The sequence below is a fragment of the Vibrio sp. ZF 223 genome (genome assembly GCF_003050585.1).
Taxonomy (GTDB): domain Bacteria; phylum Pseudomonadota; class Gammaproteobacteria; order Enterobacterales; family Vibrionaceae; genus Vibrio; species Vibrio crassostreae.
In genome coordinates this window covers 325,447-342,520 of record NZ_PIGB01000001.1, presented here as the reverse complement: position 1 = coordinate 342,520, position 17,074 = coordinate 325,447, and the positions used below count along the sequence as shown (strand labels likewise).

The window sequence follows — 17,074 nt, the reverse complement described above, 5'->3', positions numbered from 1 at the left end:
TTAAGTCATTCCCTTCATAAAATAGAAAAGGCCGGAAGTTGAACTTCCGGCCTTTTTAATTTGAGATTAACTTAAAGCATTAATCGTAGATCGTCGGGATTGGTTGACGCTTGTGTTGTGTTGCTTTGTAGATGCCCACTAAGCGGTCAGACACGTCTTGAGGCACTTCTTTGCCTTCAAGGAAATCATCAATCTGATCGTAAGAAAGGTTCAAGGCTGCTTCATCGGCTTTTTGTGGATCAAGCTCTTCTAGATCAGCGGTTGGCACTTTTTTAACCAGTAGCTCTGGAGCGCCCAGTGTTGCTGCTAGTTCACGAACTTGACGCTTGTTCAGGCCAAATAAAGGCGCTAAATCACATGCACCGTCACCGTGTTTGGTGTAGAAGCCAGTGATGTTTTCTGCTGAATGGTCAGTACCAATCACAATGCCGCCAACGTAACCTGCAATTTCGTATTGTGCGATCATGCGAGCGCGAGCTTTCACATTACCTTTCACAAAGTCGATTTTTGCTGAGTCTGTTGGTAGTAAGCCTGTACCTTCAAGCGCAACGTGAGATGCAGCGTGAAGCCCATCAACACCCGCTTTGATGTTTACAGAAACAGATTGAGAAGGCTGAATGAAAGACAGCGCAAGTTGCGCTTCGTCTTCATCTTTTTGTTCACCGTAAGGTAGGCGAACTGCGATGAATTGGTAGTCGTTGCTACCAGCAGTTTCATTAAGGCTATCAACGGCCATTTGTGCCAAGCGGCCACAGGTCGTTGAGTCTACACCGCCACTGATACCAAGGATCAGGGACTTGCAGCCAGACTGTTGAAGTTTCGTTTTGATAAAGTCCACACGACGAGTCACTTCGAAGTGAGGGTCAATTGAAGGTAGTACGCGCATTTCGTCACGAATTAACTGTTCCATTCGTATTCCTTTCCTGCAAGCAAATTAAAAATCTAGTGTTATCATACCTAAATCATTCGATTTAAAAACCTCTTTGCACAAGCTTAGAAAGAGAAGGCAGTAATTAATAATGGAAAAAATAGCCATTTTCGGTAGTGCGTTTAATCCGCCGAGCTTAGGGCATAAAAGTGTGATTGATTCACTGGCTCATTTCGACAAGATTCTTCTGGTTCCAAGTATTGCCCATGCTTGGGGAAAAGAGATGCTAGACTTTGATACGAGATGTCAGTTAGTTAACGCATTTATTAGTGATCTTTCACTGGATCAAGTGGAGCTTTCTTTGATCGAAAAGAGCCTATTTACCCCAGGTGAAAGCGTCACGACTTTTGCAGTGCTCAGTGAACTTCAAAAGTTACATCGTGACGCTGAACTGACGTTTGTGATTGGCCCAGATAACTTCTTTAAGTTCTCATCTTTCTATAAATCAGATGAGATTACCGAGCAGTGGTCTGTAATGGCTTGCCCTGAAAAAGTCAAAATTCGTAGTACAGACATTCGTAATGCGTTGATAAGTGGAAGCGATGTATCAAAACTGAGCACTAAGTCAGTTACAAAGATGTTGCAAGATAGTGGTCTGTATACAATAATGTAGATTCATTAATTCAAGAGGTCTGATGACTATGCTAAAGCGCGCGATACCAGCGACGTTGTTGATAACAGCATGCAGTATGCCTGCATACGCTGAATGTGACTTTTTTAGCTTAGATTCGATCATGCTGACTTCTAGTGACGATAATTGCTTGGACTTTTCTTCGAGTATCGAGTCTTTTGGCCAACGTATGATGGAAATCAGTGGGCTGAGCGATGATGAACCAGAAAGTACACCTGATTATTGGTCTGATTGGGTTCTTCAAAGTAAAGACGCACCACTACTGACACAAAGCATTGAATCAAACTATGTAGGTTTGGGGATGTGGTTTCCCGAAGATCTGGAAGACGAGCAGTATGATATGTCGACGGAAGAGTGGTTGATGAATCATGGTCTTCAACTCAGCATCGGTTTTGGTGAGAAAGTAGAAGGGCAGCCGCGTATGCGCTTTGATTATCGTTGGCATGACTCACGTGACGCCGACCTAATGATGCAGGTTGAATTGCCATTTTAGACAGGTAGTGACATAGATAGATTGCTATCTATGTAAAAACACTAAGAATTAAAAAAGCCGCAAAAACTCAGTTTTTGCGGCTTTTTAGTATCTGGCTTATTAGTTTAAATACCAACTCTCACTTACCGCCAAGCTATAAATCTTCACCAAAAACAAGCATACACAGTTGCTCGAACTCTTCCTCTTTACCTGAGAACAGATCATCAATCACAAGTGAACGTTTTTGGCCTGACTGCATACGTTTCTTTGCTTCTCGCATCACCATCACCAGAGTGTGCTCTTGTGGTAGGTTTGAATCATCAATGTTCCATTGATTGAATCGCTGAGAAAGCGCACTTTCGCAAAGCAGTGGTTTAAACGACAGCACTTCTTGCTTCAATACAGAAAGCATATCTTTAAACGCTTGTTCCGTATTATTGGCATTGGAAGCGCGAGCTTTGGTCTGCTCTAGCTTTTCTAATAGTGCCGAAGAGAGGTTAGTTTGCGTAATGTACCCCGCTTGTCTTGGGAATGAATCCGTCAAACGTACAGAAAAGTCGACACGGCTAATTTGAGTGTTTGGGAAGTAAGTCAACGAAGTTAAGCAGTCAAAGGGAATCCAAACGCTTTGGCCAGGTTCAACAGCGTACTCTTGCTTACCCAGTTTGATCAAAACCAAGCCACTTTGAACCGATACAAGGCTATGTTTTAGTACTTTCTTGCGTGGTGTGATCACCAAGTGTGAAAAGTAAGCCGATGTATATTCAATAGCGAAGTTCATAGATAGTACCTTAATTTTGGGGCGTCAAGATTACCGTTAATCTTAAAGAATGCCAACAATAACAGGGGATTTTCACTGTTTCTGGTCTGACCTTGTCAAAAGTATGGGCTCTGTAGCTGCGAGAAGTCAAAACAACGCGTAGAATGAGCCAGCTTTTTATTATATGAATGAAAAAATGACCTCTCCAACCGATCCATATGTTGATATTCGTCCTTACGGCGATGATGAAATTCCAGCGGCACTAAACCGTCTTATTAATGATGAAGAATTTATCAGTGCAATCTTGCACTATCGTTTTTCAAACCATGCGTCTTGGTTCAAAGCATTAATGAGCCCTATTTTACGTGTGTACTTAAAAATGAAGTGGAGCAAGCTGACCAGCGTTGAATCCATTCAAATTGAAGTGAAAAAGTACTTACGCGATACATTGGCTAAGACGACCCAAGGTGTGACATACACTGGCGTAGAGTCACTGGATGCGGATCAAGCTTACCTGTTTGTATCGAACCATCGTGACATTGCTATGGATCCTGCATTAGTAAACTACGCCCTGCATCAAAACAACCATCAGACTTGTCGTATCGCTATTGGTGATAACCTGCTGAAGAAACCATGTGCGACGGAGTTGATGCGTTTGAACAAGAGCTTCATCGTAAAGCGTTCTTTGAAAGGACCGCGTGAGATGATGAAAGCATTAGGGCAGCTGTCTTCTTACATTAAGCATTCTTTAGAAACGGGCAACTCAATCTGGATCGCTCAAAAGGAAGGTCGCGCTAAAGACGGTAACGATTTTACTGAGCCAGCAATCTTGAAAATGTTTCACGTTGAAGGACGTAAGCAAAAAATTGCTTTCCCTGAATATGTGAAGTCATTGAAGATCGTTCCTGTGGCTATTTCTTACGAGAACGACCCATGTGACACAGCTAAAGCGATAGAGCTTTTCGAAAAAGACGTAAACGGTAGTTACGAAAAGGGTGAGTTTGAAGATATCGAAAGTATCATTCAAGGCATCATCGGTAATAAAGGACGCGTTCACGTCGGCTTCGGTCAGGTTATCGACCAAGATTTTGATACGCCTGAAGCTCTTGCTGAAGAGATCGATCGTCAGATCCACGATAACTACAAGCTGTTCCCAGTTAACTTGCTAGCAGCGGAAAGAGAAGACGAGTCGATTACAGCTGCGGTTAAGCAAGAGTTTGAAGAGAAGTTATCGACTTTGCCACAAGGCGCTCGTCAATACTTGATCGATAGCTATGCGAACCCAGTGAAGAATATCGGCTAACGAGTGTTAGCAAACGAGTTCATTGATGGAACTGAAAAAGGAGCCTTAGGCTCCTTTTTTGTTGCTGACCATCTGCTTTTAAGACCTAAAGTTTGGGTTGAACTATCGAGCGACGGCGCCACCGAGTTCTAGGTTGGTTGGCCATGTGGTTACAGTGTTGCCGCCTAGATAGATGTTGCCTTTGACTGTCATGGTATCGGGAAACGTTGTGATCCCAGAACCACCTATATATAAGTCACCATCAATGATTATCCCGTTTGGTAGTTCTGTTAAAGGCGTACGAATCACGCTCAGATCGCCTTTCACTCTAAAGCCATTAGGTAGCCTCTGAAGTGGAGTATCAGTGAGGTTGATAAAACCACCCACTCTTACGCCTCTTGGCCAGCTGGTGATTTTGCTGCCAATTAAGTCGGCGTAGCCTTTTATCTTAATTCCAGTCGGAACTCGAGAGAGCTGGCTGTTAGAGCCTTTGAGGCTACCGTTAACTTCTAAGCCTTTAGGCAGGCGAGTGATCGCTGTGTTCTCTATATTTAGATTGCCATCAACAATTAACCCAGTGGGTAGTGATGTATAAGGCTTATTTCGTAGATATAAGTTTCCGTAATTGTCGAGATGGTTCAATATTTGATACTGATCGAGTGGTTCTGCAGTCACATTTGTTATGGTTAAAGAACCAATAATAAGTGCAATTATTCGGAGCATAACGAGCTTCTTATTACGATAGACGTTAACACTATAATGAAAAAATTATTCTCGCATAGTGTTTTACTCATTTGTTGGTAGGTAAATAGGAATCAGAGACAATGAAAGGTAAATCTATGATTCGAATAAAGCGTCAAATTCTGACAATTTTTGTGATTTTATCCGCGGTGCTTTGCTCAATATCAGCAAGTGCTAATAAAATAATATCAACGCCAGCAAAGGCGGCAGTCGTCGTCACTCAGAGTGGTTCACAGCAACGAGTTTGTTATTACAATGATAGGGCATATAGTGTCGGTGCTATCGTTGAGGTGTCGGGTGTTGTGATTAAATGTGCGGCTGAAAATGACTTTGAGACTAATGGTGCTCTAGGTTGGGTTGAAATAATAAAAAAAGACGAGCAATAAACTCGTCTTTTAATAGTGTGCGTGTAAGTGCTTATATTAGCGAGCTAGAGAGCGAGTCTTAAGTTCGAAAATAATCTTTTCAGCGCTTACTTCAAATTTAAAGCGTGCATGCAATTCTGTGCTTTCTTCAGTCATCTCTGACGCTTCAAATTCAACATTGCTAGACACTTGCTTTGCTAACTCAACGTACTTAGCGAATTCAGCTTCAATAAGGGCTTTAGAGTTACCGTAAACTGTTACCTCAGCAACATCGTCGCCTTCTTTGATGATGAACCCGATTTCGCCCGCGCAGCCGCAAGCTTCACATACGTCGTTGTTACCAATATCTTGGCTCATAAATAATCCTCTTACAAAATCTGAGGTTATTCTAACGAGCAATTTGAACTGTATCTACAAAAATTAAAATCTTTGAACTAATTTGCATTGGTATGCTATGTTGTTTGTTACGGGGTTAAATGAATATGTACATTCGCGCCGACAAATATGTATGTGATCTATCTCATGTTTTGTTGAAAAGCAGTGTCATTAATTTGTTAGAATATCATTCAGTTAGTTGCGTCGTGACTAATTTTATAAGACTATCTATTGCTTGATAGGTATTTATACAATGAATTTATTGTTGGGTATTTGATATTCTAAGTAGTTATTTTAGATTAACCACTTAGAGCGGTAAGGTTACTTTCGAAGAATAATTAGACAAAGTGCCCAAAGAGGCAGCACTGTAAAGTTGTTTATGCGAAGTACTGGTGGGTATTTTAATGGAAATACTTGCGAAAAAATGCCTTGCTCACATAATGCTGATAACAATTTTCATTCTGACTTCATTTGATTGAGTTAGATGGATTTACAAAGAGAAGAGCCTGAATATGCCAAAGCGTAGTAAAGAAGATACAGAAATCACAATCCAGAAGATCATGGATGCCGTTGTAGACCAGTTACTAAGGTTGGGTTACGACAAGATGTCATACACGACGTTGAGTCAACAAACAGGCGTTTCTCGTACAGGTATTAGTCATCACTTTCCAAAGAAAACGGATTTTACTGCTGCTCTAGACGGTCGTATTTTCAAGATGTTCATGGAACACATTGACTTCGAAAATGGCCTTGACGCATTTTCAGCTAGCTGGGTTGCAGCACTTGAAGACGCTGAGTTCCTAGCAATCTTACGTTTACTTTTCCATCATATCGTTACTGCTGAGAGCGCTCATGAGTTCGCTGCAAACGGTATTGATCGTCTATACAAGCTGACTGAAACTCAGTTTGGCGATTCTAGCGGTAAAGAACTTGAGTGGTTGATTGGTAAATCATTGATTCGAATGAGCCAATAATCAACACACAATGAAAGAAGCTCCTGAGGGGGCTTTTTTTGTGCCTGCAATTTCATTTATCTCGCTCTTTTTCTCTTGCTCTCACACCGTTGCCGCTAACTGTATTTAGTTCCAAATGAAGTTATTTCTTTTCTTTTTAAATGCTTACGTTTGCCTCTTATATTCAATCTTAGTTGCAAAAAACTAAGCAACACTAACTGATACTGTTTATTTCTAGAGCCTCAAACGCTCGGAGTGAGACGTTGTGGGGTTCATTGCTATGGTTGCTAATAAAATTAAGTTTAAGGCGAGAGAGAGGCTATGAGCCAATAAAAAGCCTCGATAAAATCGAGGCTTAGAATGGCTTAATTGTTATTAGGAACGAATACTCAAAATGAGTAGGTTCTAAATCGAGTCTATTGGGCGGGGTGAACCTGAGGAAAGCTCATGGTAGGGTGCTTTTCTACGATACTCTTGTAGCCGTATACATCCTCAATCATCGAAGGTTGAAGAGCCTCCCAAGGGCTGCCATCGCAAACCAAGCTACCGTCTTTTAATACTACGAGTCGATCAGAATATTGAGCGGCTAGGTTTAGGTCGTGCAAAACCACGATAACGGAGGCATTGTGGTTGTCGGCTAGCTCTCTCGCGATTTTTAAAGTGTTGTGCTGGTGGGCGAGATCCAGTGCTGATGTCGGTTCATCGAGCATTAAGATGCATTGGTCACCAGAGTGGTGAAGCTGAGTTAACACTCGAGCTAAGTGAACGCGCTGTTTTTCACCGCCAGATAGCGAGGGGTAGAGCCTTTCACTCAGGTGAGTGACATCAGCAACATCCATTTTTTGTCTAGCGATACTAGTGAGCTTTTTGTTGGATTCTTGCAGAGGAATACCACCAAGTTCGACAACTTCGTGCGCCAGAAATGGGAAGGTCAAGGTACTGTGTTGAGGAAGCATCGCCAAGTGTTTCGCCAGTTTCTGAGAAGGCCACTTGTCTTTGGTGTGCCCAAAATACTGGATATCACCCTTGCTCGATATCTCCTGACATAAGGCTTTTAGCAGTGTGCTTTTTCCTGCGCCGTTTGGTCCAAGCAGTGTTGTTACCTTTCCTGCTTCAATCTCAATAGAAACGCCATCTAATATCACTTTACTGCCGAACTTCACTTCGATATCGGTCGCTTTTAACGCTGAAGGAAACATTAAAGGATTCTCCCTTTCTGTTGAAATAGAAGGTACAAGAAGAATGGAGCACCGATAATCGCAGTGACAATACCCACTGGCAGCTCTGCTGGTGCCAATACCACGCGTGAGAACATGTCTGCGGCGGTTAGCAGTAGTGCGCCTAGCACCGCTGACAATGGCAATAGAACTCGGTGGTCAGGGCCTGCCAACATGCGACTTAAATGAGGTATCACTAGGCCAATAAAACCAATCATGCCAGATAGGCTAACCGTGATACCAACGCCTGCGGCAGTCAGTAGAATCAGCTTTCGCTTGAGTTTCTGTACTGGGATGCCAAGGTGTTGCGCTTCTGACTCACCCAGTAATAGAGCATTCAGTGACATTGCTTGGCGGTAGAAAACAACAAACAACCCAACGAGTGTGATAGCAGCCAGTAAAATACCTGACCACTTAGCGCCCGCCAGTGAACCCATCGACCACAATGAAAGATCACGCAGCATTTGGTCATCAGCAATGAAATTCAAGAAGCCAATACCAGCGCCAGAGAGCGCACTGATCGCTACACCCGCCAACAACATGATGGTGACAGAGGTGCCGAATTTGCCAGTACCAAGCTTGTAAACGAGCAGTGTGGTTAAAGCACCGCCAAGAAAAGCGAACACAGGAACCGCAGCAAAGTTCATGAAAGCAGGGTATTGAAGCGATAGCTCAGAGAAAAGCACGATGGCCAGTGCTGCACCTAGCGCCGCACCAGCAGACACACCAATGATTCCAGGTTCAGCAAGCGGGTTTCGAAATAAGCCCTGCATGACAGCGCCACATAACGCGAGAATCGCACCAATCAACATGCACAATATGGTTCTAGGCAATCGAATTTCTTGAATGACTAAGTTGATGTGAGGTGCTAAGTCATTGTTTCGGTTAATTAAGCTTGTAGCGCTGTCCGCCAAGCTGATGTTCATTGGCCCAACAGTGATTGAGTACAGCGCGACAAAGGCTAGGGTTGCACCTAGGCCTAACATCGATGTTTTCAGTGGGACGGATCGTAACAACATAAAGGGCCTCAATATCTATCGCTAACTTTAATTCCTTCTACCAACAACGTGAGTCTGTGGATAAAGGGAAGTGGAATAGCGATAGCAGAAATAGGGTAGTCGAGTTATAGCGGATAGATAAGTGCGTTTAATCGCTTAGCTTCTGAGAGGCTTTCCAGACCAAGTCCGCCAACCAAAGCACTGCCATTTACGGTAATGATTTGCTTGTTCATGCCTGCTGGAGTCGCCGCTAACATAGGTAATGATTTAAGGATGACATCCGCGCCGCCCATTTTTTGGTAGCTACGACCACTGACTAAGATCACATCTGGCTGCATTTCTACCAGTGATTCCATTGAAAGTGGCTTGTAAGACGTTAGGCTCTGAGCGGCAGGGTTGATACCACCAGCTAACTCGATGATTGCGTTTGGCGAAGTCTCACCACCGGCAACGTTCGCAGGGCGACCTTCATGCAACAACAGGAAAAGCACCTTCTTCGTTTCGTTGCTTGATACTTGGTTCGCTTTCAGTGCAGCAATCTTCTGATTTACTTCAGCTTTAACTTGCTGTGACTGTTCTTCGGTATGGGTAATCTTGGCGATTTGGTCGATACGCTTTAACAGCCCTTCAACGTTTGCTTCAGTATTCACAATCTCGACATCAACGCCTGCCGATTTTAATTGAGAGATCGCGTTGTCTGGTCCCATTTCATCAGAACCAATCAGTGTGGTTGGCTCTAGGGCAAGTAAACCTTCCGCAGACAGGTTTCTGTGGTAGCCAATCTTTGGTAGGTTTTCAGACTGAGGAAAGTGGCTGGTTACATCTATCGCGACTAGCTGCTCTTCAGCACCCAATGCCAAAACCAACTCAGTAACGGCACTGCCTGCACTGATGATTCGAGGTTGTTCAGTGTCGTTGGCCATTGCGGTTGGTGCGCTAAGTGCTAAGCTCATTGCGGCCACTGAAAGAAGGTGTGTCTTGATCTTTAATTTATTGAGCACGTTTAAGTTGTTCATAATATTTATCTTTATACTTTCTTGTGATGGAGAGTAATTGCGAAGATACTCAGTGAGAAGTCCGTTCGCATTGTGAGTTCGAATCTATAGAGAGGTTTAGCTCTGGCTATTTGGTCTTAGTAACTAGAGCCTAACCTCATGAAAATAGAGAGTTGTTCTAGCCATCGTCAGTGAGCAATTGAGTCGCTGGTATTCCGTTCTCTTGAAGGAATGAAAGCAACTTCACTAGGTTCTCCACGTTGGCAGCTTTATCTGCGCCAATGATGATCGGCTTTTTATCCGCAGAACCTGTCTCTTCTAACAAGGCTATCTTGAAATTTTCCCAGTCGATGTACTCTTGGCCGTTAATCGCCCAGTAGGGTTCGTGGTCTAAAATATTGACACTAATCGAATCTTTGTGGACTTCAGAAACGTTTTTGACATCCGAGCTTGGCAGCTCAACTTCTAGCGATTCCAGCTTTACCGATGCAGTAAGCAATAGGAAAACCATCACGATAAAAATGATGTCGAGTAACGGCGTTAAGTCAGGAGCCAGGCTCTGTGTGTTCGATGAGTAGGGCGTTTTAATCATGCTTGGCTCACATCACCGATAGAGGTTTTGTTGTCAGGCTTACCTTGAGTATCATCGGATTGATTCGTTTGAATCGACATGCCTTCTAGCCACACATTCACATAGTTCAGAGTATGTTCTAACTGAGCAAGCACTCGGTCAGCCCAAAGGCCTAATAGTTGTGCACCTGAAATAGCAGGAAGTGCAATCATCAAGCCTGCGGCAGTCGTTCTCATTGCTAATCCAAGACCGTCTGCCAAATCATTGGGCGTGATGCTGCCTGTTGTCGCGGCAACACCTTTGAACATTTCAATAAGGCCAAGTACCGTGCCAAGCAAGCCGATGAGTGGGCTGATCACGCCGATCAAACCAAGCAGTCTTAAACCTGCATGAAGCTGGTGGCGTTTTTCTTGTAGCCAAATGCCAGCAGCATCTTCACGCAACCCTTTTGAGAAAGAGTGGTGAGCAAGCAACATTGACACGCCCTTGTACAGTAGCGGGCGTTTATCTGAAATCGACTGAGCAAGCGCTTCAATCTCTTTACTGTTGGTTGGTGAGATTTGGTTTAGCTCACGACGAATGGCTCGTTTGCCCACACCAATGCTGAGCATGACTTGGAATACACGCTCTGCGATGATCATTGCTGTTAGTGCTGAACAGATAAGAAGAGGCCAAGTCATTAAGCCCAGCTGATCTTGTAAGTAACTGATTTGTTGCATGATTAATCCAACCTAAAACGAACAGGTATTTGTACTCGGTGAGCAATCGCTCGACCATTGACAGTATGAGGTGAGAATTTCCATTGTTTAATGGCGTCTAAAGCGGCGTTATCGAGCATTAGTGCGCCTGATGAATTTACTAATGCTTGTTTAATTTGTTTGCCTTCTGCGTCTAACCAGATCTCATAAGTTGCAACACCTTCAACGCCACGACGTCTGGCTTGGCGAGGATAATTCGGCGGTGTAGGGCGTGCAGAAAAAGAAGGCTTAGTGACTAGCACTGGCTCTTGGTTTGATACGCCTTGGTTTACTTCCTGAGGTTGGTTGGCAGACTCGTCCATATTCTTATCGACTTTCTTGTCGGCCAACTTCTCTGCTTGAGTGGCTGGTTTCAGCTCTGGGTGTTCTCTCTTAACTACCTTTTTCTCAGTCACTGGTTTCTTTTGAACTGGCTTTTTCTCGACGACCTTCTTCTCAATTACTTTTTTCTCAACTTTCTTTGACTGAGGCTTATTGGTGAGCGCTTTTTTCTTTGGGGTTGGCTTAGCTTGCTTTGGCTCAACCGTTTTTGGTTCGACTGGTTTAGGTTCGGCTTGCGAGACTGTTTCTTTTACTGGCTCTGGTTCAACAGGTTCTGTGATTGTTTTTTGCTGAGCTTGTGAAGGAATGCTCTTAGGAGTGAAGTTGATCGATACCGTGCTCGATTGGCTACCTGCAGGCATCGCAAATACTTTGGATTCTTGAGCGACAAACAACAACGCTGCATGAATCACTAACGATGCTCCGCCTGCAATAACATATCTAGGAACGTTCACAGTCAATCCTTTACCAAATCAAAATTCTGTATCGGATTATTGCTTAGAATCTAAATAAGATCAATTATCAATTGCATTATCATTTGCGTGTATCTATGCTTCTCTCAGTTTTTAGCGAATAGTCTTCCAGGCTTTGCTATGTAAGTGTTTAGAGAGATTATATGAGTCTTGATATTTATAAATTTGACGAATCAATCTTGGGTGTTTCTAGCCCTGATCCGCTTCGTTTTGCGTTTGCCAAAAAGCATTCTGCACACGCCGGAGGAAGTTCAATTCCGGTCGACCCCAGTAAGAAGTTAGAACTCTTTGATGAACTGATGCTAAGCGAAGGGGAAAAACAGGATAAACGTTGCCTGTATATCCACATTCCTTTCTGCCGTGTGCGCTGTACGTTCTGTAACTTCTTCCAAAATGCTGCAAGCCGAAAATTAGTGGATGAGTACTTCGATGCTCTGATGGTTGAGTTAAAGCAGAAAGCCAAAACGCCTTGGGCTCAGTCTGGATTATTTCATGCTGTTTATATCGGCGGGGGAACCCCAACCGATTTATCGCCTAAACAAGTCGAGTTATTAGGCAAGGCTATCCGCCAACACTTCCCACTCGCCAATGATGTGGAAATGACCTTAGAAGGGCGCATCAATCGATTTGGCGACGAGATGTTTGATCGTGCGCTTGAAGGTGGCTTCAATCGTTTCTCATTCGGTATTCAAAGTTTCAATACTCAAGTTCGACGCAGTGCTAAACGCCTAGATGACCGAGAGGTTGTGCTAGAACGTATCAGTTCACTAAGCCGTACTGAGCAAGCACCAATCGTTCTTGATTTGCTATACGGATTACCACACCAATCTATGGAAGTGTTCCAACAAGATTTAGAAGACTACATGTCTACTGGCGCACACGGCATTGACCTCTACCAACTGATTGTTGCGGGCAATGCACCTATGCTTAATCTTGTTGAGAAAGGAAAAATCCCACCGCCTGCGAATACGCCAGATAAGGCGAGTATGTACTTGGCGGGTGTGGAGTTCATGGCAAAAAATAAGGTCAAGCAACTGAGCGTAAACCACTGGACTCGTGATAACCGCGAACGCAGCATTTACAACAGCTTAGCGAAAACTTATGCCGAGGTTCTACCCATTGGTTGTGGCGCTGGTGGCAACATCGGCGGCCACGGTGTGATGCAGCATCGAACTTTAGACAGCTACATGGAGTCTATAAAGCAAGGTCAATTACCTATCGCCATGATGACGAAACAAAGCTCATTAGAGCCTATCTTCTCAACATTAAAGGCAGGTTTCGATTCTGGTGTTGTTAGAAGAAGTACGCTACCGAGCTTTATGGGACAAGACACGTTCGACTACCTAAAACCTCTTTTCGCGCATTGGGAAAAGAACGGTTTGGTTGAGCTTTCGGAAGATTATCTGAGCCTGACTATTGCTGGCAGCTTTTGGGCGGTAAGCCTAGCGCAGAGTGTGATTCAAGTGCTTAACGCTGAATATCAAGCGATGCACCCAGCGCCGAAAGCGTCAGGTTCGGGCGTTCACCCGCATGCAAGCTTGAAGCACGCTTAATATCGAATTTTTAATCTAAAACTTACGTAATTACTTGTTTATACGGAAATATATCCAATGAAAGATACAACATTAGAAATGACAGAAACTCTAGAACAACGTGTCGCTCGCATTCTAGAAGAAGAGCCAAAACTGCTTCCTACAGCGATTGCTGAGAAGCTCGGTGTTTCAGAGGTAGAAGTGGTTGCTGCTTTTCCAAACGACATGGCAGTGATGCTAGATGGTAGCCGTGCTCAAGAAATTCTAGAAGGTTTAGTGGGTTGGGGCCCTGTGACCACAATTGTGCATTCATTCGGCTCAATCTTCGAAGTAAAAGCGCCGTTCCCGAAAGGCAAAGTAGCGCGTGGTTACTATAACCTTATGGGCAAAGAGGGCGAGCTTCATGGTCACCTGAAACTCGACAACATCAAACAGATCGGTTTGGTGAGCAAAGCGTTCATGGGTCGTGAAAGTCATTACTTCGGTTTCTTCAGTGAAACGGGTGAGAACATTTTCAAGATCTACTTAGGCCGCAATGAAAAGCGAGAGCTTATTGCTGACCAAGTAGAACGCTTCAAAGCACTAAAAGAACAAGCTTAAAAAGAATCAGCAGTAATAGTTAATAAGACATCAATGCTCGAGAGTCGTTGAGTTTGCTAATGATCGCTCAACCTCGAGCAAACATAATAAATCAGAGAAAGTGAATAAAGGAATTACCCATGGAACAGCAAGTAAAACAAGAACGTCTACAAGGTCGCCTAGGTCCAGAAATTAAAGAGTTTCGCCAAGAGCGCCGTACCCTTCAACTTGCAACGGTCGACGAAGAAGGTCGCCCGAACGTAAGTTACGCGCCTTTCGTTCAGAACCAAGAAGGTTACTTTGTTCTAATTTCTGATATTGCTCGTCATGCTCGTAACTTGAAAGCAAACCCTCAAGTGTCTTTGATGATGATTGAAGACGAAGAGAGCTCGAAGCAGCTTTACGCACGTAAGCGTCTAACGTTTGATGCGCAAGCGAGCGTTGTAGAACGTGAAACGGAGCTTTGGACTCAAGTTATCGGCCAGATGCAAGAGCGTTTCGGCGAGATCATCGATGGTTTGAGCCAGCTTCAAGATTTCTCTCTGTTCAACCTTAAAGCAGATAACGGACTGTTCGTGAAAGGTTTTGGTCAAGCATATCAAGTATCAGGCGACGATTTGGTGGATTTCGTTCACCTGCAAGAAGGCCACAAAAAAGTGTCTAACGAGTAATCTCGTTTAACCTACTTCTTCAGGAGCCCTCCAATGTGAGGGCTTTTTGCTATCTCATTATCAAGCAGGGAAACTGCGGGTCTTTTAGCTAATAAACTCAGACTCAATCAAAGAGTTTGGTATATTGGCGTTTGATGATTATTTATGTGTAAGGATCGGTACGTGAAACCAGTAAGTCGAGATTGGGACGAGTTCTGTTACCCATTTATCTATGAAGACAGTCCTATCTGTGATTTTGAGATTTTGTCGGATGAACTTTGTTGCCGAGTTGGGCTGGTGTTGTCTTTAGAGCTAGAGCCTCAGGTTCGCGAGATCCTGCAACGCTTGCAGCCAAACATCTATCACTTGAATGGCTCTGTGCGCGGTAAGCTTGCCATCACCGAATTTGAATTGGTCGAGCTCAAGCAAGACTATCATCGTATCCGTGAGCAGCTAGAAGGTGGTTTTAAAGGCTTTGTTTTACCCGGTGGGCACCGAGTGTCTAGCGAGCTTCACTTGTGTCGCTGTCAGGCTAAAAAGGTCGTGCGAGCGCTGGTCAGTATTGAACATCATGAAAGGAAAAAATCGCCAGACCCGATTCTTTTTAAATACGCAAACCTAGTGGCGAACACTCTCTATGCATTGGCCTCTTTTACCAATCATGTCAATGAAGTCGAGGAAGTGGAATTTGTGAGTAAGAGCTACTCTATGCCGAAAAAGTCTATGCCAGAAAATAAAGACTAACGGTTAGCTCTATTCTCATTCAGGTTGGAATAAATAACAGACAAAGAAGCTAAACAACGAGTTGATACTTGGTTTAGCTTCTAAAACAGAGCCTAAGCAGCCGTAGAGGCGTCGTTTAATACTTTTGCGCCGCGTAACATGGCTTCGATTAATTCGCCCGCGTTAAACTTCTCAAGCGCTTCATGTGCCCCCACCTGATTGGCACGGTCAACACAGATTTCACTGGACAATGATGTGTGCAAAATACAGTAAGCATGACTCAATGCGCTGTCGTTCTGCACTTCAAACGCAAGCTCATAACCATCTAAACCTGGCATCTCGATATCACTCACCAGAAGGTCAATGGCATTGCCAACGCTGGCTTGGCGTCGCATTAGATCAATGGCATCTAAGCCGTTGTTACAAATACTGTAAGGGATGTTGATGCTGTCTAAGGCATCTGATAACTGTTTACGCGCAATCAAAGAGTCATCTACCAATAAGATGTTCAACGCTTTGAGACGCTCTCTTTCTACATCGGTCAGCATAGGGATATGTGCATTCTCATAATCTGGGTAGATCTTAGAAAGCAGCAGTTCCACGTCGAGCATTTGTACAATACGGTCTTCAAAACGCGTAATACCCGTTACAAAAACATTGCGACCCACACTGGTGGGTGGAGATTCAATACTCTTCCAGTCGCATTCAATGATCTTATCAATCGAACGAACCAAGAACGCCACAACGGTTCTTAAACAGTCGGTGACGATGAGTACGCAATCTTGGTATTCAGCGGGTGTTATCGGACGGAAGCCAATCGCAGCGGACATATCAATCACAGGAACCGTAAGGTCGCGGATAGTCACTGTACCAATCACGTGATGATGAGAGTAGGGGATCTGAGTCATCGGCTGAAAAGGGACGATCTCTCTGACCTTAAGCGTGCCAATCGCAAAACTTTGAGTGAGGGATAACTTGAACATCAACATTCCCTGTGACTGACTCGCTTTACTGATCGGTTTGGCCATAAGTGGCTCCTACTTAATACGCGCTTAATTTATAAGGATTAATTTAAAGGGAAATGGAAGCCGCAGCAAGTCGCGATGCGGTTTTTAGTGGCCTTTAAGGCAGTTGTTTTCGCTTATAGAGTGAAGAATAGCGGTTCTTGGGTTAAAATCACGCTAAACGCTGGCTGTCGATGGATTTATGTCGATAAGCCGTTAGCGGCAAACAGATTTACAACAGTCAGTTCATTAGCGATGTTCAAAGCAACCGTCGAAAGTAAACTGGCAGCAACAAACTGAGAATTATCATGGCAAGAACAGCAGCAGCGCTTCATATTTTGGTGAAGCATAAAGAACTAGCAGAAGACATCATGACGCAGCTTAAAAAGGGCGCTAAATTTCAAACGCTAGCGAAGAAACATTCAACCTGTCCATCAGGTAAAAAGGGCGGCGACCTAGGCGAGTTCAAAAAAGGTCAAATGGTGCCTCAGTTTGATAAGGTTTGCTTCTCTGGCGAGACGTTAGTACCACACCTTGTGAAAACAAAATTTGGTTGGCATGTGGTTAAGGTTCTTTACAGAACGTAGCAATGAATATGTGATAGATTGAATAAAAGGAGCGTATATACGCTCCTTTTTTGTGACTTTTTTGCGCGTTTTAAAGCAATACGGTTGAGTGTTCATCCCAGACGTTATGCGATAATTAGCGCTACGCCCTTAACTATCCGCCGTGACTAATCGTTGGGA

General features: G+C 43.9%; 21 protein-coding genes. 10 read left to right on the top strand and 11 right to left on the bottom strand.

The window, feature by feature from the left end; all coding sequences use genetic code 11:
* Window positions 1–79: 79 nt before the first annotated feature.
* Window positions 80–910 carry an ammonia-dependent NAD(+) synthetase gene (gene nadE / locus CWO13_RS01530; protein WP_108082406.1) on the bottom strand — a complete coding sequence of 277 codons (831 nt, stop codon included), beginning with the start codon at window positions 908–910 and terminating at the stop codon, window positions 80–82.
* A gap of 109 nt (window positions 911–1,019) precedes the next feature.
* On the opposite strand from nadE, the gene CWO13_RS01525 reads away from it, so the two are divergent.
* Together CWO13_RS01525 and CWO13_RS01520 are read left to right on the top strand one after the other, a co-directional pair.
* Window positions 1,020–1,541 carry a nicotinate-nicotinamide nucleotide adenylyltransferase gene (locus tag CWO13_RS01525; protein ID WP_048662378.1) on the top strand — a complete coding sequence of 174 codons (522 nt, stop codon included), beginning with the start codon at window positions 1,020–1,022 and terminating at the stop codon, window positions 1,539–1,541.
* 22 nt (window positions 1,542–1,563) lie between these two features.
* Window positions 1,564–2,052, top strand: coding sequence for a hypothetical protein (locus CWO13_RS01520; RefSeq protein ID WP_048661091.1), 489 nt, complete (start codon window positions 1,564–1,566; stop codon window positions 2,050–2,052).
* A 133-nt stretch (window positions 2,053–2,185) separates the two neighbouring features.
* Here the strand turns inward: CWO13_RS01520 and CWO13_RS01515 are convergent, their stop codons facing one another.
* Entirely contained in the window at window positions 2,186–2,812 is a 627-nt protein-coding gene (locus CWO13_RS01515) for a hypothetical protein (protein ID WP_048661092.1), read from the bottom strand.
* A 175-nt stretch (window positions 2,813–2,987) separates the two neighbouring features.
* Between CWO13_RS01515 and CWO13_RS01510 the strand changes: the two genes are divergently transcribed.
* Complete coding sequence (locus tag CWO13_RS01510) at window positions 2,988–4,094, top strand: 1-acyl-sn-glycerol-3-phosphate acyltransferase (protein WP_102433118.1); 1,107 nt, start codon at window positions 2,988–2,990, stop codon at window positions 4,092–4,094.
* Between the two features lie 102 nt (window positions 4,095–4,196).
* On the opposite strand, the gene CWO13_RS01505 is transcribed toward CWO13_RS01510, so the two are convergent.
* On the bottom strand, window positions 4,197–4,796 hold the full coding sequence (locus CWO13_RS01505; RefSeq protein ID WP_048662376.1) for a hypothetical protein: 600 nt from the start codon (window positions 4,794–4,796) through the stop codon (window positions 4,197–4,199).
* 101 nt (window positions 4,797–4,897) lie between these two features.
* Between CWO13_RS01505 and CWO13_RS01500 the strand changes: the two genes are divergently transcribed.
* On the top strand, window positions 4,898–5,200 hold the full coding sequence (locus CWO13_RS01500) for a YnjH family protein (RefSeq protein WP_102478883.1): 303 nt from the start codon (window positions 4,898–4,900) through the stop codon (window positions 5,198–5,200).
* Between the two features lie 36 nt (window positions 5,201–5,236).
* Here the strand turns inward: CWO13_RS01500 and CWO13_RS01495 are convergent, their stop codons facing one another.
* Window positions 5,237–5,536, bottom strand: a complete 300-nt coding sequence (locus CWO13_RS01495) for a YfcZ/YiiS family protein (protein WP_017062761.1) — start codon at window positions 5,534–5,536, stop codon at window positions 5,237–5,239.
* Between the two features lie 530 nt (window positions 5,537–6,066).
* Between CWO13_RS01495 and CWO13_RS01490 the strand changes: the two genes are divergently transcribed.
* Window positions 6,067–6,528, top strand: coding sequence for a TetR/AcrR family transcriptional regulator (locus tag CWO13_RS01490; protein ID WP_102433067.1), 462 nt, complete (start codon window positions 6,067–6,069; stop codon window positions 6,526–6,528).
* A 395-nt stretch (window positions 6,529–6,923) separates the two neighbouring features.
* On the opposite strand, the gene CWO13_RS01485 is transcribed toward CWO13_RS01490, so the two are convergent.
* The 6 genes from CWO13_RS01485 to CWO13_RS01460 form a co-directional block, all read right to left on the bottom strand.
* Window positions 6,924–7,706, bottom strand: a complete 783-nt coding sequence (locus tag CWO13_RS01485; RefSeq protein ID WP_107898375.1) for a heme ABC transporter ATP-binding protein — start codon at window positions 7,704–7,706, stop codon at window positions 6,924–6,926.
* On the bottom strand, window positions 7,706–8,743 hold the full coding sequence (locus CWO13_RS01480) for a FecCD family ABC transporter permease (RefSeq protein ID WP_107898376.1): 1,038 nt from the start codon (window positions 8,741–8,743) through the stop codon (window positions 7,706–7,708). Before CWO13_RS01480 ends, CWO13_RS01485 begins: the two co-directional genes overlap by 1 nt.
* A 104-nt stretch (window positions 8,744–8,847) precedes the next feature.
* The gene (locus CWO13_RS01475; RefSeq protein ID WP_108082405.1) at window positions 8,848–9,738 is read right to left on the bottom strand and encodes a heme/hemin ABC transporter substrate-binding protein; all 891 of its coding nucleotides are present in this window, start codon (window positions 9,736–9,738) and stop codon (window positions 8,848–8,850) included.
* A 157-nt stretch (window positions 9,739–9,895) separates the two neighbouring features.
* Entirely contained in the window at window positions 9,896–10,309 is a 414-nt protein-coding gene (locus CWO13_RS01470; RefSeq protein WP_048662371.1) for an ExbD/TolR family protein, read from the bottom strand.
* Window positions 10,306–11,007, bottom strand: coding sequence for a MotA/TolQ/ExbB proton channel family protein (locus CWO13_RS01465; RefSeq protein WP_048662370.1), 702 nt, complete (start codon window positions 11,005–11,007; stop codon window positions 10,306–10,308). Before CWO13_RS01465 ends, CWO13_RS01470 begins: the two co-directional genes overlap by 4 nt.
* A gap of 2 nt (window positions 11,008–11,009) precedes the next feature.
* Window positions 11,010–11,822, bottom strand: coding sequence for an energy transducer TonB (locus CWO13_RS01460; RefSeq protein WP_108019499.1), 813 nt, complete (start codon window positions 11,820–11,822; stop codon window positions 11,010–11,012).
* A 161-nt stretch (window positions 11,823–11,983) separates the two neighbouring features.
* On the opposite strand from CWO13_RS01460, the gene hutW reads away from it, so the two are divergent.
* From hutW to CWO13_RS01440, 4 genes are all read left to right on the top strand, one after another.
* Entirely contained in the window at window positions 11,984–13,393 is a 1,410-nt protein-coding gene (hutW, locus tag CWO13_RS01455; protein ID WP_108082404.1) for a heme anaerobic degradation radical SAM methyltransferase ChuW/HutW, read from the top strand.
* A gap of 57 nt (window positions 13,394–13,450) precedes the next feature.
* Window positions 13,451–13,972, top strand: a complete 522-nt coding sequence (hutX, locus tag CWO13_RS01450; RefSeq protein WP_108082403.1) for a heme utilization cystosolic carrier protein HutX — start codon at window positions 13,451–13,453, stop codon at window positions 13,970–13,972.
* A gap of 119 nt (window positions 13,973–14,091) precedes the next feature.
* Complete coding sequence (gene hutZ, locus CWO13_RS01445; RefSeq protein ID WP_048661102.1) at window positions 14,092–14,622, top strand: heme utilization protein HutZ; 531 nt, start codon at window positions 14,092–14,094, stop codon at window positions 14,620–14,622.
* A 162-nt stretch (window positions 14,623–14,784) separates the two neighbouring features.
* Window positions 14,785–15,345, top strand: a complete 561-nt coding sequence (locus CWO13_RS01440; protein ID WP_108082402.1) for an ATP:cob(I)alamin adenosyltransferase — start codon at window positions 14,785–14,787, stop codon at window positions 15,343–15,345.
* Between the two features lie 92 nt (window positions 15,346–15,437).
* Here CWO13_RS01440 and CWO13_RS01435 read toward each other — a convergent pair whose 3' ends face one another.
* On the bottom strand, window positions 15,438–16,352 hold the full coding sequence (locus tag CWO13_RS01435; protein ID WP_108019493.1) for a chemotaxis protein: 915 nt from the start codon (window positions 16,350–16,352) through the stop codon (window positions 15,438–15,440).
* Between the two features lie 281 nt (window positions 16,353–16,633).
* On the opposite strand from CWO13_RS01435, the gene ppiC reads away from it, so the two are divergent.
* Window positions 16,634–16,915, top strand: a complete 282-nt coding sequence (ppiC, locus tag CWO13_RS01425) for a peptidylprolyl isomerase PpiC (RefSeq protein ID WP_258185064.1) — start codon at window positions 16,634–16,636, stop codon at window positions 16,913–16,915.
* The last annotated feature ends 159 nt before the right edge of the window (window positions 16,916–17,074 follow it).

Bases quoted from the DNA above. Each gene is read 5' to 3' on its own strand.
- nadE (WP_108082406.1), bottom strand. From the start codon at position 910: ATGGAACAGTTAATTCGTGACGAAATGCGCGTACTACCTTCAATTGAC.
- CWO13_RS01525 (WP_048662378.1), top strand. From the start codon at position 1,020: ATGGAAAAAATAGCCATTTTCGGTAGTGCGTTTAATCCGCCGAGCTTA.
- CWO13_RS01520 (WP_048661091.1), top strand. From the start codon at position 1,564: ATGACTATGCTAAAGCGCGCGATACCAGCGACGTTGTTGATAACAGCA.
- CWO13_RS01515 (WP_048661092.1), bottom strand. From the start codon at position 2,812: ATGAACTTCGCTATTGAATATACATCGGCTTACTTTTCACACTTGGTG.
- CWO13_RS01510 (WP_102433118.1), top strand. From the start codon at position 2,988: ATGACCTCTCCAACCGATCCATATGTTGATATTCGTCCTTACGGCGAT.
- CWO13_RS01505 (WP_048662376.1), bottom strand. From the start codon at position 4,796: ATGCTCCGAATAATTGCACTTATTATTGGTTCTTTAACCATAACAAAT.
- CWO13_RS01500 (WP_102478883.1), top strand. From the start codon at position 4,898: ATGAAAGGTAAATCTATGATTCGAATAAAGCGTCAAATTCTGACAATT.
- CWO13_RS01495 (WP_017062761.1), bottom strand. From the start codon at position 5,536: ATGAGCCAAGATATTGGTAACAACGACGTATGTGAAGCTTGCGGCTGC.
- CWO13_RS01490 (WP_102433067.1), top strand. From the start codon at position 6,067: ATGCCAAAGCGTAGTAAAGAAGATACAGAAATCACAATCCAGAAGATC.
- CWO13_RS01485 (WP_107898375.1), bottom strand. From the start codon at position 7,706: ATGTTTCCTTCAGCGTTAAAAGCGACCGATATCGAAGTGAAGTTCGGC.
- CWO13_RS01480 (WP_107898376.1), bottom strand. From the start codon at position 8,743: ATGTTGTTACGATCCGTCCCACTGAAAACATCGATGTTAGGCCTAGGT.
- CWO13_RS01475 (WP_108082405.1), bottom strand. From the start codon at position 9,738: ATGAACAACTTAAACGTGCTCAATAAATTAAAGATCAAGACACACCTT.
- CWO13_RS01470 (WP_048662371.1), bottom strand. From the start codon at position 10,309: ATGATTAAAACGCCCTACTCATCGAACACACAGAGCCTGGCTCCTGAC.
- CWO13_RS01465 (WP_048662370.1), bottom strand. From the start codon at position 11,007: ATGCAACAAATCAGTTACTTACAAGATCAGCTGGGCTTAATGACTTGG.
- hutW (WP_108082404.1), top strand. From the start codon at position 11,984: ATGAGTCTTGATATTTATAAATTTGACGAATCAATCTTGGGTGTTTCT.
- hutX (WP_108082403.1), top strand. From the start codon at position 13,451: ATGAAAGATACAACATTAGAAATGACAGAAACTCTAGAACAACGTGTC.
- hutZ (WP_048661102.1), top strand. From the start codon at position 14,092: ATGGAACAGCAAGTAAAACAAGAACGTCTACAAGGTCGCCTAGGTCCA.
- CWO13_RS01435 (WP_108019493.1), bottom strand. From the start codon at position 16,352: ATGGCCAAACCGATCAGTAAAGCGAGTCAGTCACAGGGAATGTTGATG.